Origin of the sequence: Pseudomonas salmasensis, assembly GCF_014268375.2 — a bacterium.
Taxonomy (GTDB): domain Bacteria; phylum Pseudomonadota; class Gammaproteobacteria; order Pseudomonadales; family Pseudomonadaceae; genus Aquipseudomonas; species Aquipseudomonas salmasensis.
In genome coordinates this window covers 4,411,342-4,427,197 of the sequence record NZ_CP077083.1, presented here as the reverse complement: position 1 = coordinate 4,427,197, position 15,856 = coordinate 4,411,342, and the positions used below count along the sequence as shown (strand labels likewise).

At 61.9% G+C, this 15,856-nt stretch carries 17 protein-coding genes; 11 read left to right on the top strand and 6 right to left on the bottom strand.

Going from position 1 to position 15,856, the window contains the following annotated elements; genetic code table 11:
- The first annotated feature begins 2 nt into the window (after window positions 1–2).
- The 9 genes from HU731_RS19805 to HU731_RS19765 are packed head-to-tail and all read left to right on the top strand — an operon-like array spanning window position 3 to window position 7,718.
- On the top strand, window positions 3–932 hold the full coding sequence (locus tag HU731_RS19805) for a MerR family transcriptional regulator (RefSeq protein WP_047712553.1): 930 nt from the start codon (window positions 3–5) through the stop codon (window positions 930–932).
- Window positions 933–2,375 carry a deoxyribodipyrimidine photo-lyase gene (gene phrB / locus HU731_RS19800; RefSeq protein WP_186608431.1) on the top strand — a complete coding sequence of 481 codons (1,443 nt, stop codon included), beginning with the start codon at window positions 933–935 and terminating at the stop codon, window positions 2,373–2,375. It begins immediately after the preceding gene.
- Window positions 2,368–2,790 (top strand): nuclear transport factor 2 family protein, encoded by a 423-nt coding sequence (locus HU731_RS19795; protein ID WP_186608432.1) that lies wholly within the window; start codon window positions 2,368–2,370, stop codon window positions 2,788–2,790. The genes phrB and HU731_RS19795 overlap by 8 nt, the downstream gene beginning before the upstream one ends.
- Window positions 2,787–3,569, top strand: coding sequence for an SDR family NAD(P)-dependent oxidoreductase (locus HU731_RS19790; protein WP_186608433.1), 783 nt, complete (start codon window positions 2,787–2,789; stop codon window positions 3,567–3,569). The genes HU731_RS19795 and HU731_RS19790 overlap by 4 nt, the downstream gene beginning before the upstream one ends.
- Window positions 3,566–4,813 (top strand): NAD(P)/FAD-dependent oxidoreductase, encoded by a 1,248-nt coding sequence (locus HU731_RS19785; RefSeq protein ID WP_186608434.1) that lies wholly within the window; start codon window positions 3,566–3,568, stop codon window positions 4,811–4,813. The genes HU731_RS19790 and HU731_RS19785 overlap by 4 nt, the downstream gene beginning before the upstream one ends.
- Complete coding sequence (locus HU731_RS19780; protein ID WP_186608435.1) at window positions 4,810–5,619, top strand: DUF1365 domain-containing protein; 810 nt, start codon at window positions 4,810–4,812, stop codon at window positions 5,617–5,619. Before HU731_RS19785 ends, HU731_RS19780 begins: the two co-directional genes overlap by 4 nt.
- The gene (locus HU731_RS19775) at window positions 5,606–6,877 is read left to right on the top strand and encodes an SAM-dependent methyltransferase (RefSeq protein ID WP_020302482.1); all 1,272 of its coding nucleotides are present in this window, start codon (window positions 5,606–5,608) and stop codon (window positions 6,875–6,877) included. Before HU731_RS19780 ends, HU731_RS19775 begins: the two co-directional genes overlap by 14 nt.
- Window positions 6,870–7,361, top strand: a complete 492-nt coding sequence (locus tag HU731_RS19770; RefSeq protein ID WP_186608436.1) for a DUF2878 domain-containing protein — start codon at window positions 6,870–6,872, stop codon at window positions 7,359–7,361. Before HU731_RS19775 ends, HU731_RS19770 begins: the two co-directional genes overlap by 8 nt.
- A gap of 54 nt (window positions 7,362–7,415) precedes the next feature.
- Window positions 7,416–7,718 (top strand): YkgJ family cysteine cluster protein, encoded by a 303-nt coding sequence (locus HU731_RS19765; RefSeq protein ID WP_003188364.1) that lies wholly within the window; start codon window positions 7,416–7,418, stop codon window positions 7,716–7,718.
- Window positions 7,719–7,826: 108 nt separating this feature from the next.
- Here the strand turns inward: HU731_RS19765 and HU731_RS19760 are convergent, their stop codons facing one another.
- From HU731_RS19760 to hemA, 6 genes are all read right to left on the bottom strand, one after another.
- Window positions 7,827–8,345, bottom strand: a complete 519-nt coding sequence (locus HU731_RS19760; protein ID WP_014716838.1) for an acyloxyacyl hydrolase — start codon at window positions 8,343–8,345, stop codon at window positions 7,827–7,829.
- 111 nt (window positions 8,346–8,456) lie between these two features.
- Window positions 8,457–9,251, bottom strand: a complete 795-nt coding sequence (gene murI / locus HU731_RS19755; protein ID WP_186608437.1) for a glutamate racemase — start codon at window positions 9,249–9,251, stop codon at window positions 8,457–8,459.
- Window positions 9,244–9,999, bottom strand: coding sequence for a molybdopterin-synthase adenylyltransferase MoeB (locus tag HU731_RS19750; RefSeq protein ID WP_186608438.1), 756 nt, complete (start codon window positions 9,997–9,999; stop codon window positions 9,244–9,246). The genes murI and HU731_RS19750 overlap by 8 nt, the downstream gene beginning before the upstream one ends.
- Window positions 9,993–10,823: a peptide chain release factor N(5)-glutamine methyltransferase gene (gene prmC, locus HU731_RS19745; protein WP_186608439.1), complete on the bottom strand. Its 831-nt coding sequence runs from the start codon at window positions 10,821–10,823 to the stop codon at window positions 9,993–9,995. The genes HU731_RS19750 and prmC overlap by 7 nt, the downstream gene beginning before the upstream one ends.
- Window positions 10,824–11,906, bottom strand: a complete 1,083-nt coding sequence (gene prfA, locus HU731_RS19740) for a peptide chain release factor 1 (protein ID WP_044271404.1) — start codon at window positions 11,904–11,906, stop codon at window positions 10,824–10,826.
- Window positions 11,903–13,192, bottom strand: coding sequence for a glutamyl-tRNA reductase (hemA, locus tag HU731_RS19735; RefSeq protein ID WP_003188356.1), 1,290 nt, complete (start codon window positions 13,190–13,192; stop codon window positions 11,903–11,905). Before hemA ends, prfA begins: the two co-directional genes overlap by 4 nt.
- 316 nt (window positions 13,193–13,508) lie before the next feature.
- Here hemA and HU731_RS19730 point away from each other — a divergent pair, with 316 nt between their 5' ends.
- Together HU731_RS19730 and lolB are read left to right on the top strand one after the other, a co-directional pair.
- Complete coding sequence (locus HU731_RS19730) at window positions 13,509–15,233, top strand: tetratricopeptide repeat protein (RefSeq protein WP_003188355.1); 1,725 nt, start codon at window positions 13,509–13,511, stop codon at window positions 15,231–15,233.
- Between the two features lie 4 nt (window positions 15,234–15,237).
- Entirely contained in the window at window positions 15,238–15,855 is a 618-nt protein-coding gene (gene lolB, locus HU731_RS19725) for a lipoprotein insertase outer membrane protein LolB (RefSeq protein WP_186608440.1), read from the top strand.
- Window position 15,856: the final 1 nt, after the last annotated feature.

Here is a 15,856-nt window from a genome sequence, read left to right as displayed (position 1 = left end):
CCATGAAACCTGCCCTGCTCGACGAACCCGGCGAAGACCTCGCCCACGCCCTGGAAAACGGCTGGCTGCCGATCCGCGAAGTGGCGCGCCAGACCGGCGTGAACGCGGTGACGCTGCGTGCATGGGAGCGCCGCTATGGCCTCATCGTGCCCCAGCGCACACCCAAGGGGCATCGGTTGTTCAGCGCCGAACACGTGCAACGCATCCAGGCCATCCTCACCTGGCTCAATCGCGGCGTGCCGGTCAGCCAGGTCAAGGGGCTGATCGACTCCGCCCAAGGCAGCCCGGAGCCGATGGAAAACGAGTGGCAGAGTCTGCGCCAGCATTTGGTGAGTGCCATCAGTGAACTGGCCGAGCGCCGGGTCGATGACGCGTTCAACCAGGCCATGGCGCTGTACCCGCCGCGCACCTTGTGCGAGCAACTGATGCTGCCGCTGCTCAACGAGCTGGAACAGCGCTGGCAGGGCCAGTTCGGCGCGCAGATGGAGCGGGTGTTTTTCCTGTCCTGGTTGCGCAGCAAGTTCGGCGCACGGATCTATCACAACAATCGTCAACTCCACGGCGCGCCGCTGTTGCTGGTCAATCATTCCGACCTGCCCCTGGAACCGCACCTGTGGCTCAGCGCCTGGCTGGCCAGCAGTGCCGATTGCCCGGTGGAAGTGTTCGATTGGCCGCTGCCGGTCGGCGAACTCGCCCTGGCGGTGGAACACCTGCAACCGCGTGCGGTGCTGCTGTATTCGAGCAAGGCCCTGCAGGTGCCGGCACTCAGCAAACTGCTGGGCGGCATTAGCTGCCCAACCGTGATTGCCGGACCAACGGTGTGCATCCACCACGCCGAGTTGGGCGTATTAACCCAGGACATCCCGGAGTTGTCCGTGGCCGAGGACCTGTTGTCGGCCCATCAATTATTGATCCAGCGTGGAATTGTCTAAATGCATCTGATCTGGCTGCGCACCGACTTGCGCCTGCACGACAACACTGCCCTGGCTGCCGCGAGCCAGCGCGGCCCCGTCGCGGCTGTTTACCTGATCACCCCCGAGCAATGGCTGGCCCACGATGACGCACCGTGCAAAGTCGATTTCTGGCTGCGCAACCTGCAGCACCTGAGCCAGGCACTGGGCGACCTCAACATTCCGCTGTTAATCCGCCACGCCGCGACCTGGGACCAGGCGCCGACGGTGCTGAGCCAACTGTGCCGCGAGCTGTCGGTGGAGTCGGTACACGTCAACGAGGAATACGGCATTCACGAGAGCCGCCGCGACAGCGCCGTGGCCCAGGCCTTGGAAGTGGACGGCGTGACCTTCCACAGCTACCTGGACCAACTGTTTTTCCAGCCGGGCAGCGTGCTGACCAAGACTGGCACCTACTTCCAGGTGTTCAGCCAGTTCCGCAAGGTCTGCTACAGCCGCCTGCACAGCGCCCTTCCCCGCCTGGTGCCGACGCCAAAGGCCCAGGCCGAACTTGGCGTGAAGAGCGACCCTGTGCCGACGACAGTCGAAGGGTTCCCTACACCCAGCGAAACCTTGCGTGCGCTCTGGCCCGCAGGCGAAGACGAAGCGCGCCGTCGCCTCGATGCCTTCGCCGATCAGCAGATCAGCTATTACAAGGACGAACGCGACTTTCCGGCCAAGCCCGGCACCAGTCAGCTTTCTGCCTACCTGGCCGCCGGTGTGGTTTCGCCGCGCCAGTGCTTGCACGCCGCGCTGCAAACCAACCAGGGCGAGTTCGAAAGCGGCGACATCGGCGCCATCACCTGGATCAACGAGCTGCTGTGGCGCGAGTTCTACAAACACATTCTGGTGGGCTACCCTCGGGTTTCCCGCCACCGCGCGTTTCGCCCCGAAACCGAAGCGCTGGCCTGGCGCAAGGCGCCCGAAGACCTGGCCGCCTGGCAACAGGCGCGCACCGGCTTGCCGATCATCGACGCGGCCATGCGCCAACTGCTGGAAACCGGCTGGATGCACAACCGCCTGCGCATGGTGGTGGCGATGTTCCTGACCAAAAACCTGCTGATCGACTGGCGCGAAGGTGAGCGCTTCTTTATGCGCCACCTCATCGATGGCGACCTGGCAGCCAACAACGGCGGCTGGCAGTGGAGTTCGTCCACCGGCACCGACTCGGCGCCGTATTTCCGGATATTCAGCCCGCTGAGCCAATCGGAAAAATTCGACGGCGACGGCGTGTTCATCAAACGCTGGCTCCCGGAGCTGGCCGCGCTGAATAAAAAACAAGTGCACAACCCCGAAGCGGCAGGTGGCCTGTTCGGCGTGGCGGATTACCCGCGTGCCATTGTCGATTTGAAACAGTCCCGCGAGCGCGCCTTGGCTGCCTTTCGCCGGCTGCCGTCGCGCCAGGAGATGGCCGAACATGAGTGACTTCCTGCGCCAGTTCGCCAACACCTTCGCCACGCTGGACAAGCATAACCTGCACCTGCTCGGCAGCCTGTACAGCGAGGACATCGCCTTTGCCGATCCCCTGCATCAAGTCCAGGGCCTGCCCGCATTGCGGCGTTACTTTGCCGACTTGTACAGCAACGTCAGCGCGCTGCACTTTGACTTCCACGGCTTCGATACCGTGGCCGAAGGCGAGGGCTACCTGCGCTGGACTATGCGTTTTAGTCACCCACGCCTGTCCGGCGGCCAGGTGATCGAGGTGCCAGGCTGTTCCCATTTGATGTGGCACGACACGGTTTACCGCCATCGCGACTATTTCGATGCCGGCGCCCTGCTCTATGAACATGTCCCCCTACTGGGTCGCGTTATTCGTTGGCTGAAAAGGAGAATGGGATGAGCCTTACACCGCCCCGTCGTTATTGGCTGACCGGCGCCAGCAGTGGTATCGGTGCGGCGCTGGCCGTGGAGTTGCTCGACAGCGGCGCCCACGTGGCCCTCAGTTCCCGCACCCAAGGCCCGCTGGAAGCTCTCGCCCTTCGTTATCCAGGCCAGGTGCTGGTGGTGGCCGGCGACCTGACCAACAGCCAGACCGTGCGCGAGATCGGCGAGCGTATCAAGCAGGACTGGGGTTCGCTGGACACGGTGATCCTCAACGCCGGCACTTGTGAATACGTCGACGCCCGGCAATTTGACGCCTCGATCATCGAGCACGTGGTGCGCACCAACCTGCTGGCCAGCAGTTATTGCATCGAGGCCGCGCTGCCGCTGTTGCGCGCCGGGCGTACCCCGCACCTGGTGGGCGTGGCCAGCGCCGTGACCTACCTGCCCATGCCCCGCGCCGAAGCCTACGGCGCGTCCAAGGCCGGCCTGCGTTACTTGTTCGAATCCCTGCGTATCGGCCTGTCGCCGGAAAACATCGACGTCACCGTGATCAGCCCGGGCTTTGTCGACACGCCGCTGACCGAACGTAATGATTTCCCCATGCCCTTGAGCTGGCCGGCCGACAAAGCGGCGAAACACATCTTCGCCAAGCTGGAAAAACGCCCGCTGGAAATCGCCTTTCCGGCCATGTTCATTGCCACCTTGTGGCCGCTGTCGAAGCTGCCCAACCGCGCGCAATTGATCATCGGCAAACGCATGCTGCGCAGCCCGCCACCGAAGAAGGACGACCTGTGAAGATCGCCATTATCGGCAGCGGCATCGCCGGGCTGACCAGCGCCTACCTGCTCAGCCGTCGCCACGACATTACGCTGTTTGAAGCCAGTGACTGCATTGGCGGGCATACCCATACGGCCAACGTGACGGTCGACGGCAAAAGCTATGCGGTGGACACGGGCTTCATTGTGTTCAACGACTGGACCTACCCGAACTTCATCCGTCTGCTGGAGCAGATCGGGGTCAGGTTCAAACCCACCGAGATGAGTTTTTCGGTGTGCGACCAAAGCACAGGCTTTGAGTACAACGGCAACAACCTCAACAGCCTGTTTGCCCAGCGCCGCAATATTCTGTCGCCGGGATTCTGGGGCATGTTGCGCGATATCCTGCGCTTCAATCGCCAGGCGCCCCTGGACTTGCAAGAGCAGCGCATCAGCGCCGACATGACCCTGGGCGATTACCTCACCGCTGGCGGCTATGGCCCCAGGTTTATCCGGCATTACATCGTGCCGATGGGCGCTGCCATCTGGTCGATGTCCCTGGCCGATATGCTCAAGTTTCCGCTGCAGTTTTTTGTGCGCTTCTTCAAGAACCACGGCTTGCTCTCGGTGAGCAACCGCCCGCAATGGTGCGTGATCGAAGGCGGTTCCAGCCGTTATATCGAGCCGCTGACCCGCAGCTTTCGCGAACAGATACGGCTCAACTGCCCTGTGCATAAGGTGCAACGCAGCGACGAAGGTGTAGTTATCCACAGCCCGGCCGGCAGCGAAACCTTTGACCGCGTGGTATTCGCCTGCCACAGCGATCAGGCCCTGGCCTTGCTCGATGACCCCAGCCAGGCCGAACAACAGATCCTCGGTGCCCTGCCCTACGCCGACAACGACGTGGTGCTGCACACCGACACCCGCCTGCTGCCCGACCGCAAACTGGCCTGGGCCAGCTGGAACTACCGGCTGACGGGCAGCGCGCAACAACAGGCCGCCGTCACCTATGACATGAACATCCTGCAAGGCATCGACAGCGCCACCACCTTTTGCGTCAGCCTCAACCAGACGCCGATGATCAACCCACTGAAGATCCTGGCGCGCTACACCTACGCCCATCCGCAATACAGCCTGGCCGCAGTGGCGGCGCAGGCACGCTGGGAAGAATTGCACGGCGTGCGCAATACCTTTTACTGCGGGGCCTACTGGGCCAACGGCTTTCACGAAGACGGCGTGGTCAGCGCCCTGCGTGTGGCCAAGGCTTTTGGGGAAACCCTGTGAACAGCGCCCTTTACAGCGGCTGGATCGCCCATCGGCGGTTTACGCCCAAGGCCCACGCCTTTCGCTACCGCATCGGCCTGCTGTACCTGGACCTCAGCGAAGAGGATGAAGTACTGGGGCTCTCGCCGCTGGCCGGCACGGGGCGCCTGGCGCCTTTCGGTTTCCGCCAGCAGGATTACCTGCGTGAATTCACGCGCCACGGCATGAGCTTAAGCGATGCCGTGCGCCACGCAGTCGGCAAGGCTCTGGGGCAAACACCCCAGGGCGCTATCTGCCTGCTGACCCAGGCCCGCAGTTGGGGCCTGGCTTTTAACCCGGTGAGTTTCTTCTACTGCTTCGAGGCTGACGGGCAACTGGCCGCGATCCTGTGTGAAGTGACCAACACCCCATGGCGCGAGCGCTATCACTACGTGCTGCCCGCCCAGGCACTGGGCGCCGACGAGCACCAGCATTTCGCCGTGGCCAAGGCCTTCCATGTGTCGCCGTTTTTGCCTCGCGACCTGGAATACCGCATGAGTTTCAGCCCGCCCGCCGCCCGGCTCGGCGTGCATATGGCCGATTGGCAGGGCACGCAAAAAGTCTTCGACGCCACCTTGAGCCTGGAAAAACAGGCACTGAGCCGCGCCAGCCTGCATCGCTATTTGTGGCGCTTTCCCTGGATGACCGCCAAGACCGGCCTTGCGATCTACTGGCAAGCCTTGCGCCTGCTGCTCAAACGCACACCGATTTTTTCCCACCAGGGCGCCGATGGCGCCTCTCGCACCGCAGACGGGTATACCAAGGATCGCCACCATGAAATCCCCTAGCTTATCGGTCAAGGCTAACCGCCTGAACGTCAACGGCATGACCGCTGCGCTGTTGCGCAAAGGCGTGTTGCGCCAGCTCAGCCAATTGCGCCATGGCCAACTGGTGATCATCGAGGATGGCGAGCGGCAAGTCTTCGGCGCACGGGAAGCGCACCTGCTGGGCGAGATCCAGATTCTCGATGCGGCGGTTTGGGGCCTGGTGGCCGCCAATGGCTCGATCGGCGCTGGCGAAGCGTTTATCCATGGTTATTGGACCAGCCCCGACCTCACCGCCGTGGTGCGGGTGATGGTCAGCAACCTGGAGGTGCTCGACGCCATGGAAGGCGGCCTCGCTCGCCTGGCCCGGCCGTTCACCCAGGGCCTGCACTGGCTCAACCGCAACACGCGCAAAGGCTCGCAAAAAAACATCGCCGCCCATTACGACCTGGGCAACGACCTGTTCGAAGAATTTCTCGACCCCACCATGATGTACTCGGCGGCGCAGTTCCTCACGCCGGACGACACCTTGGAACAGGCACAACTGAACAAGTTGGCGCGCATCTGCCAGAAACTGGCGCTCAAGCCCAGCGACCATCTGCTGGAAATCGGCACCGGCTGGGGCAGCATGGCGTTGTATGCCGCGCAGCACTACGGTTGCCGGGTCACCACCACGACCTTGTCCAAGGAACAGTTCGCCTACACCGCGCAGCGTATTGAGGCGCTGGGCCTGCAAGACCAAGTGACGGTGCTGCTGAGCGATTATCGCGACCTCACCGGTGAGTACGACAAACTGGTGTCGATCGAAATGATTGAAGCGGTGGGCCATCGTTTCCTGCCCACCTATTTCAAACAGTGCGCACAGTTGCTCAAGCCCGACGGCTTGATGCTGCTGCAAGCCATCACCATTCGTGAACAGCGCTTTGAACAGGCCAAGCGTAGCGTCGACTTTATCCAGCGCTACATCTTCCCCGGCGGCGCGCTGCCCTGTGTACAAAACATGCTGCAGATCGTCAGCCGCGACACCGACATGAACCTGCTGCACATGGAAGACTTCGGCCTGCACTACGCCCGCACCCTGCGCCTGTGGCATGAAAACTTTCGCCGCGCCCATGGCCGTCTTGCGGAGCTGGGTTATGACGAATACTTCCTGCGCCTGTGGGAGTTTTACCTGTGCTACTGCGAAGGCGGCTTTATGGAGCGCACCATCGGCACCGCACAGTTGCTGCTGGCCAAACCGGCGGCGATCAATCCACCGCTGCTCGGGCGTTTCAGTGCTTAAATCCCTGGCCAACGCCGTGCTGTTTCAGTGCGGCTGGTTTGCCTGCGTGCTCGGCGGCGACAGCCGCTGGCTGCTGATCGGCATCGCGGCGCTGGGCGCGCACCTGCTGTGGATAAGTTCCTGGGCCAGGGATGGGCAAGTGATTCTGGCCGTGACGGTGCTGGGTACACTGGTCGATACGGCATTGCGTGGGCTTGGCGTGTTTGAGTTCAATACGCCGGGGCCACTGATTCCGCTGTGGCTGATATTGTTATGGGCCTTGCTGGCCACCACCTTGCGGCATTGCCTGGCCTGGAGCGCACAGCCCGGGTGGCTGGCTAGCCTGCTGGGCGCAGTGGGCGGGCCGTTGTCTTATTACGCCGGCAGTCAATTGGCAGGCGTGAGTTTTACCTACGGCACGGCAACGACGCTGATCGGCCTGGCGCTGTTATGGGCCATGCTCTTTCCGCTGTTGCACAGGATTGCTCAGAGGCTGGAGCATTGACGCCCGTCCGAGCATTTATACGCATCTAGCGCACTTGCCTTACACTGCGCGCCTATGACCAACATCCCTCACATTCAAATCACCGAACCCGTCACCTGCTCGACGTGCGCGGCCTGTTGCTGCCAGCTGGAAGTCATGCTGATCACCGACACTGGCGTGCCGCAACGTTTTATCGATACCGACGATTGGGGAGGTGAGGTAATGCTGCGCCTGGACGACGGCTGGTGCGCAGCGTTGGACCGCGACACGATGATGTGCACGATTTATGAGCTGCGGCCGCTGATTTGCCGGGAGTTCGAGATGGGGGCACCGGAATGCCTTGAAGAGCGCGAAGGGATTACCACGGCCTACCGCTGATGTTGTAGGAGCGAGCTTGCTCGCGAAAAACCTGAGAGCGCCGCGTTAAACCCGATTCGCTGCGTTATCGTTGAGGTTCTTCGCGAGCAAGCTCGCTCCTACAGTGCATTACAACGGCATGGTGTAGTGCAGCGAGTAGCTCTCTACCCCATCGTTATTGCTGCTGATGCCGGCGTTGGAATAGTGGGTGGCACGAATGCCCACTTCATGCCCGCCGTTGAACCGCAGGCCGAAACCCAGGCGGTCTTCGAACTGGAAGGACTGGCCAATGTTGTTGTCTTCCAGCCGAGTGCGGGAGAACAACGCCACGCCGATACCGGCTTCGATGTAGGGCTTGACCGACTCGCCGGCAAACTCATACACAAATACCGGCGAGAACGACAGGCTGCTGGCGCCTGCGCGGTCATCGCCTTCCCAATAGGTATAGGCGCCGCTCCAGTAGCCGGTCAGTCGGCCGACATTGCTCTGCATCCAGCTTTTGTCCCAATCGGAGGTCAGGCCCAGGCGGTAGGTCAGCGTCGAATCGCTGGTGCTCCCCAAGCCGAACTCCAGGCCAGCGGCCTGGGCTGAAACAGAGTGTCCCAACATAGCGGCCGCAATCGCAGCCAAACAGAACAAGCGCTTCATGTGAAACATCCTTTGCAAACGGAGTTATAGGGTCGTGAATAGGCTAACGGGCTATAGAAGCCGACGCATAGCCGGAAGTTCAGCTTTTTTCAGTGTTATTTCACGAAATTTTCACGAGCCAAAGCTTCGCACAACTCCAGGATGTTTCCAAAGTGCCGGTAGGATATTTCTGAGGTGGGACAGATCGCCGCTAGTCCAGAACTGTGCGGGTTCAGGTTCGCCAGCGGCCAGCAGGTCGCGCTCACCCAGCAAGCGCTTGAGCTGGCGCGCCACGGCGGCGCCGGTATCAATGAGGATGATGCTGGGGGGCAGCATCTGCGCCAGGAGTGGCTTGAGGAAGGGATAATGGGTGCAACCCAGGATGATGGTGTCGCAACCGGCGCTGAGCAGCGGCTCGATATAGCCTTGCAGCAGGGCGCGCAAGGCCGGGTTGTTGAGGTCGCCGGCTTCAATCAACTCCACCAGGCCTGGGCACGGCTGGGTAATCACGCGCACATCGGTGGCGAAGCGATCGAGCAAGGCGGCGAACTTGGCGCTTTGCAGGGTGCCGGTGGTGGCAAGCACACCCACCACACCGCTGCGCGTGGCAGCAGCAGCAGGCTTGACCGCAGGCTCCATGCCGACCAACGGCCAGTCGGGGTAGTCCTGGCGCAAATCGGCGACGGCGGCGACGGTTGCCGTGTTACAGGCAATCACGAACGCCTTGGCGCCCCGCTCGCGGAAAAACTCAGCGACAGAGCGAGAACGCTCAAGAATGAACGCGGGGGTTTTCTCGCCATAGGGGATATGCCCGCAGTCCGCCACGTACAGCAATGATTCGTGGGGCAATAAGTGCTGGATTTCTTCCAGCACCGTCAAGCCGCCAATGCCGGAATCGAACACACCAATAGGCGCGCCTTTATCCACGATGAGTCCCGCAGACACTGCAGCCTGGGTCGCGCTTGACGCGCAACTCACGAAAACGCGTGGTCAGCGCATCGATCAACAACAAGCGCCCCACCAACGGCTCACCAAAACCGGCCAGCAGCTTCAAGGCTTCCAGCGCTTGCAGGCTGCCAACCACCCCCACCAACGGCCCGACGACGCCGGCTTCGCTGCAGGTCAGTTCCGTGTCGCTGCCGTGCCCATACAAACAGTGGTAACAGGGGCTGTCGGCGCGACGGGGGTCGAATACCGACAATTGCCCCTCAAGGCGAATGGCCGCGCCACTGATCAACGGTTTGCCAGCGGTTACGCAGGCCGCGTTGACCGCCTCGCGGGTAGAGAAGTTGTCGCTGCAATCGAGCACCAGGTCCACTGCGTTGACCGCAGCGGCCAGCGAGTCGGCATCCAGCGCAGCACGATGGGCGACCAGGGTGACTTCAGGGTTGATCGCCTTCAGGCGCCCCATGGCCGACTCGACCTTGGTCTGCCCCACGCTGTTAGTGTCATGGATGATCTGGCGTTGCAGGTTGGTCAAATCGACCGTATCGAAATCCGCCAAGTGCAACTCGCCCACCCCAGCAGCGGCCAGGTAAAGCGCCACTGGAGCGCCCAGGCCACCCAGGCCGACGATCAACGCGCGACTCTGCTTCAGGCTCAATTGGCCGTCGATGTCCACATGCTGCAACAGAATCTGCCGGCTATAGCGCAACAGCTCCTGATCGGTCAGCACGAGCGGCGCCCCAAGGTGATGCGTTCGTGACCGCCGAGGTCGATGCGGCTGTGTACGCCTTCAAAGCCCTGGTTCAGCAACAAGTCGCGCACGGCCAGCGCCTGGTCGTAACCGTGTTCGAGCAACAGCCAGCCGCCGTCGTTCAGGTGAGCAGGCGACTCTGCAATGATCAGGCGCAAATCGTCCAGGCCATCGTGCCCCGCCACCAGCGCACTGGCCGGCTCGAAGCGCACATCACCGGCCACCAGGTGCGGGTCATTGTCGGCAATGTAGGGCGGGTTGCTGATAATCAGGTCGAAGCGATGGCCTTGCAGGGCGCTGAACCAATGGCTGCTCAGCACCGTGGCGTTATGAAGGTGCAGGCGTTGGCGATTGCGCTCGGCCAGGGCCACGGCCTCCAGCACGCGGTCGACCGCCGTGACCTGCCAGGCCGGGCGTTCGCTGGCCAAGGCCAGGGCGATGGCGCCGCTGCCGGTGCCCAGGTCCAGGACCTGGGCGGGCGTGGCGGGCAGCAATTCCAGGGCAGCCTCCACCAGCAGCTCGGTTTCTGGGCGCGGGATCAGCGTGTGCGGAGCCACTTCCAGGTCGAGTTTCCAGAAGCCTTGCTGGCCGAGAATATAGGCCACCGGCTCGCCGCTGCGGCGGCGCTGCAGGTAGCTGGCAAAGGTCAGGGCGTCTTCGCTGCTGACGATTTTTTCCGGCCAGGTATGCAGGTAGCTGCGCGATTTGCCCAGGGCAGCGGCCAGCAGCAACTCCACGTCCAGGCGCGCTGTCGGCGAGTCGGGCAGGTCAGCGGCGCGCAGCAGGCTGGCGATGATGGTCATTTAGTCACCTATCGCCGCCAGTTGGTCGGCCTGGTATTCGGCGAGCAACGGCTCGATCACCGCATCCACGCCACCGGCGAGGATTTCGTCGAGGGAGTACAGGGTGAGGTTGACCCGATGGTCGGTAACCCGGCCCTGGGCAAAATTGTAGGTGCGGATACGCTCGGAGCGGTCGCCGGAGCCCACCAGCAGCTTGCGTTCGCTGGCAATCGCGTTGGCCGCAGCGCTGGTCTGCTGGTCGTTCAACTTGGCCGACAACCAGGACATGGCCCGCGCACGGTTCTTGTGCTGGGAACGTTCTTCCTGGCACTCCACCACAATGCCCGACGGCAGGTGAGTGATACGGATAGCCGAGTCGGTCTTGTTAACGTGCTGGCCACCCGCACCGGATGAGCGGTAGGTGTCGACGCGCAAGTCCGCCGGGTTGATCTCGATGGCTTCCTGTTCGTCCGGCTCAGGCAACACGGCGACGGTGCACGCCGAGGTGTGGATACGGCCTTGGGACTCGGTGGCCGGCACTCGCTGCACGCGGTGCGCACCGGATTCGAACTTCAGCTTGCCGTAGACGTTGTCGCCCTCAACCCGGGCGATGACTTCTTTATAGCCGCCGTGCTCGCCCTCGTTCTCGGAGAGGATCTCCACGCGCCAGCCACGACGCTCGGCATAACGCGAATACATGCGGAACAGGTCGCCGGAAAAAATCGCCGCCTCGTCGCCACCGGTACCGGCGCGGATTTCGAGGAACACGTTGCGCCCGTCGTTAGGGTCCTTGGGCAGCAACATGCGTTGCAAATCACCCTCAAGCTCGGCGAGTTTTTCCTTGGCTTCGCGGACTTCTTCCACGGCCATTTCGCGCATGTCCGGGTCGTTGTCCTTGAGCAGGGCCTGGGCGCCTTCAAGGTCGGCCTGAACTTTCAGCAGGTTTTTATAAGTGGCCACAATGGGCTCAACTTCGGCGTATTCCTTGGAATAGGCGCGGAATTTGGTCTGATCGGAAATGACCTCGCCATCGCCGAGCAAGGCGGTCAGTTCTTCGAAACGGTCCTGGAGCACGTCCAGTTTATTGAGCAGTGACGCTTTCATTGCGGTTTTTTATCCGAAGAGCTGTCTGACGCGCCCTCACCGAGGGCAAAGAGTTCCTGGGCCATGGCCAGCGCATCGAGGCGGCCTTCGGCGGTAAGCTTTTTCAACTGGACGCTAGGGGCGTGAAGCAGTTTGTTGGTCAGGCCACGGGCCAATTGCATCAGCACCTCTTCGGCGCCGCTGCCGTTGGCCAGCATGCGCTGGGCCTTGAGCAACTCTTCATCACGCAGGCGTTCGCCCTGCTGACGATACGCCTTGAGCACATCCACTGCCGCCAGTTCACGCAGGCGCACCATGAAATCTTCAGCGCCCGTGCTGACCATTTCCTCGGCGGCCTGGGCGGCGCCCTGACGGCTCTTGAGGTTTTCGGCGACGACTTCGTGCAGATCATCGACGCTATAGAGGTAAACGTCGTCCAACTCGCCGACTTCAGGCTCGATATCCCGAGGAACGGCGATATCCACCATAAAGATCGGCTTGTGCTTGCGCAGCTTCAACGCACTCTCGACCGCACCCTTGCCCAGAATCGGCAATTGGCTGGCAGTGGAACTGATGACGATATCACTGCGTACCAGCTCAGCGGGAATGTCCGACAGCAGCACCGCATGGGCACCGAACTGCTCGGCCAGAATGCTGGCGCGCTCCAGGGTGCGGTTGGCGACCACGATACGCTTCACGCCAAGGTCGTGCAGGTGACGGGCCACCAGGGTGATGGTTTCCCCGGCGCCGATCAGCAGGGCCTGGCTGCGCTGCAAGTCGCTGAAAATCTGCTTGGCCAGGCTTACGGCGGCAAAGGCCACGGACACCGGGTTTTCGCCGATGGCCGTGTCGGTACGCACTTGCTTGGCGGAATTGAAGGTGGCCTGGAACAGGCGGCCCAGCAACGGGCCGACGGTGCCGGCCTCGCGCGCTACGGCGTAGGCGGACTTCATCTGGCCGAGGATCTGCGGTTCGCCCAATACCAGCGAGTCGAGACCGGCCGCCACGCGCATCATGTGACGAACTGCCGCATCCTCTTCATGCACATAAGCGCTGGCGCGCAGGTCATCGAGGCTCAAATGGTGATAATCGGCCAGCCAGCGCAGCACGACATCGGCTGAAAGATGTTCCTGCTCTATATAGAGCTCGCTGCGATTGCAGGTCGAAAGGATCGCAGCTTCGCGGCTGTCGGTGAGCCGGCAGAGCTGCTGCAGGGCCTCAACCAACTGCTCTGGCGTAAACGCCACGCGCTCGCGCACGTCTACGGAGGCAGTCTTGTGGTTAATACCGAGTGCGAGGAAGGCCATTCAATATCGCTGATGATGTCGGGAAGCCGACAATTGTCCTACTTCGAAAGATCCAGAACAACCACCGTCGTCTATTGTCCCTATACCTTGTGCCTATCAATGCGCTTTTGTAGGAGCGAGCTTGCTCGCGAAAATCGTCAACGATAACGCGGCAAGCCTGGCGCTCAGCGACGCTCTCAGGTTTTTCGCGAGCAAGCTCGCTCCTACAAAGGAAAGGCAAAAGGCAGCAATAGTCGTATTCCGAGTGCCCCGGTTATGTTTGGCCGAAGGCTTGTGTCATGATGATCCGACCGCAGGTTAGTCGTCCTCTTCCTATATGAATAGATCTTCCGCGTTGCTCCTCGCTTTTGTCTTCCTCAGCGGCTGCCAGGCCATGGCACCCGTATCGCCGGACGCTACGTCGCCGGTGGAAGACAGCACTCCCGCCCCTGAAAAGCCCAAGGTTTATTCCTCGTTCAGTGAAGAAACGATCTACAGCCTGCTGACCGCTGAACTGGCCGGCCAGCGCAATCGCTTCGATATTGCGCTGGATAATTACGTGACCCAGGCCATCAACACCCAGGACCCGGGAATTTCCGAGCGAGCGTTTCGCATCGCCGAATACCTGGGCGCCGACCAGGCAGCGCTGGACACCTCGCTGATCTGGGCCAAAAACGCCCCGGATGACCTGGAAGCCCAGCGCGCCGCAGCCGTGCAACTGGCACGTGCCGGGCGCTATGACGACTCCATGGTCTATATGGAGAAGGTTCTGCAGGGCAAGGGCGACACGCATTTTGACTTTCTTGCGCTGTCGGCCGCAGACACCGACCAGGACACGCGCAACGGGCTGATGAAGAGTTTTGATCGGCTGCTGCAAAAGCACCCGAAGAACAGTCAGTTGATTTTCGGCAAGGCCCTGCTGCTGCAACAGGACGATGAAGCCGACGCCGCGCTCAAGCTGCTGGAACAGAACCCGCCGGAAGAAGGCGAAATCGCGCCGATCCTGTTGCGTGCACGCCTGCTGCAAAGCCTTAACCGCGGCAAGGAAGCGATTCCGCTGCTGGAAAAAAGCATCAAGAAATACCCCGGCGACAAGCGCCTGCTCCTGACCTATGCGCGCATGCTGGTGGAGCAGGACCGGATGGAAGACGCCAAAGTGCAGTTCGCCAACCTGGTCCAACAATACCCGGACGACGACGAACTGCGTTATTCCCTGGCATTGGTGTGCCTGGAAGCCAAAGCCTGGGACGAGGCCAAGGGCTACCTGCAAGAGCTGATCGAACGTGACAGCCACGTGGACTCGGCACACCTGAACCTGGGCCGCATCGCTGAAGAGCGCAACGACCCGCAGGCGGCCCTGCTTGAATATGCCCAGGTCGGGCCCGGCAATGACTACCTGCCCGCGCAGTTGCGCCAGGCCGATATTCTGATGAGCAATGGCCGCACCGACGAAGCGGAAAAACGCCTGGCCGCGGCCCGCGATGCCGAGCCGGACTACGCCATCCAGCTGTACCTGATCCAGGCCGAGACCTTATCGGCCAACAAACAGGGCGAACGCGCGTGGAAACTGCTGCAACAGGCGTTGCTGCAATACCCCGACGATTTGAACCTGCTGTACACCCGCGCCATGCAGGCAGAAAAACGCAATGACCTGGCGCAGCTGGAAAAAGACCTGCGCCTGATCATCAAGCGTGACCCGGACAACGCTATGGCCCTTAACGCCCTGGGCTACACCTTGTCCGACCGCACCACGCGCTACGCCGAAGCCAAGGTGCTGATCGAACAGGCTCATGCGCTCAACCCGGAAGACCCGGCCGTGCTCGACAGCCTGGGCTGGGTAAATTACCGCCTGGGCAACCTCGACGAGGCCGAACGCTTGCTGCGCCAGGCACTGGAGCGTTTCCCGGACCAGGAAGTCGCCGCGCACCTGGGCGAAGTGCTCTGGGCCAATGGCAAGCAACGCGAAGCCCGACAAATCTGGGAAAAATTCCTCAAGGAACAACCCGACAGCCCCATCCTGCGCAGCACCATCAAGCGCCTGACCGGATCCGAGACCCTTTAAATTTATGTTCTTGCGCCACGTTATTGTTTTCAGTTTCATCGCCCTGCTCGCCGGTTGCGCGGGCATCGGCAGCCGTGAATCCGTTGAAGGCCAGGGCAACCCGGCCCAATGGAAACAACACAAGGACCAGCTCAGCAGCATCGATGGCTGGCAGATCGAGGGCAAGGTCGGGGTGCGTGCGCCGAAAGACTCCGGCAGCGGCACCCTCTTCTGGCTGCAACGCCAGGACTACTACGACATTCGCCTCTCGGGCCCCCTGGGTCGTGGCGCAGCCCGCCTGACTGGCCGGCCAGGGCAAGTCAGCCTGGAAGTGGCCAACCAGGGCCGCTACGAGGCGACCTCCCCGGAAGAACTGCTGGAGCAGCAGATTGGCTGGAAGTTGCCCGTCTCGCATCTGGTCTGGTGGGTGCGCGGCTTGCCGGCGCCGGACAGCAAGAGCCGTCTGAGCCTCAATGGCGACAGCCGGCTCGCCACCCTGGAGCAGGATGGCTGGCAGGTCGAATATTTGAGCTATGTGGAACAACGCGGCTACTGGCTCCCAGAACGTATCAAGCTGCATGGCACCGACCTTGATGTCACGCTGGTGATCAAGGACTGGCAACCGCGCAAGCTGGGGCAATAAC

What these genes read in the sequence shown, in the direction of transcription:
- HU731_RS19805 (WP_047712553.1), top strand. Translation starts at nt 3, where the DNA reads ATGAAACCTGCCCTGCTCGACGAACCCGGCGAAGACCTCGCCCACGCC.
- hemA (WP_003188356.1), bottom strand. Translation starts at nt 13,192, where the DNA reads ATGGCCTTCCTCGCACTCGGTATTAACCACAAGACTGCCTCCGTAGAC.
- HU731_RS19765 (WP_003188364.1), top strand. Translation starts at nt 7,416, where the DNA reads ATGACCAACATCCCTCACATTCAAATCACCGAACCCGTCACCTGCTCG.
- HU731_RS19795 (WP_186608432.1), top strand. Translation starts at nt 2,368, where the DNA reads ATGAGTGACTTCCTGCGCCAGTTCGCCAACACCTTCGCCACGCTGGAC.
- HU731_RS19730 (WP_003188355.1), top strand. Translation starts at nt 13,509, where the DNA reads ATGAATAGATCTTCCGCGTTGCTCCTCGCTTTTGTCTTCCTCAGCGGC.
- HU731_RS19775 (WP_020302482.1), top strand. Translation starts at nt 5,606, where the DNA reads ATGAAATCCCCTAGCTTATCGGTCAAGGCTAACCGCCTGAACGTCAAC.
- lolB (WP_186608440.1), top strand. Translation starts at nt 15,238, where the DNA reads ATGTTCTTGCGCCACGTTATTGTTTTCAGTTTCATCGCCCTGCTCGCC.
- HU731_RS19760 (WP_014716838.1), bottom strand. Translation starts at nt 8,345, where the DNA reads ATGAAGCGCTTGTTCTGTTTGGCTGCGATTGCGGCCGCTATGTTGGGA.
- HU731_RS19790 (WP_186608433.1), top strand. Translation starts at nt 2,787, where the DNA reads ATGAGCCTTACACCGCCCCGTCGTTATTGGCTGACCGGCGCCAGCAGT.
- prmC (WP_186608439.1), bottom strand. Translation starts at nt 10,823, where the DNA reads ATGACCATCATCGCCAGCCTGCTGCGCGCCGCTGACCTGCCCGACTCG.
- prfA (WP_044271404.1), bottom strand. Translation starts at nt 11,906, where the DNA reads ATGAAAGCGTCACTGCTCAATAAACTGGACGTGCTCCAGGACCGTTTC.
- phrB (WP_186608431.1), top strand. Translation starts at nt 933, where the DNA reads ATGCATCTGATCTGGCTGCGCACCGACTTGCGCCTGCACGACAACACT.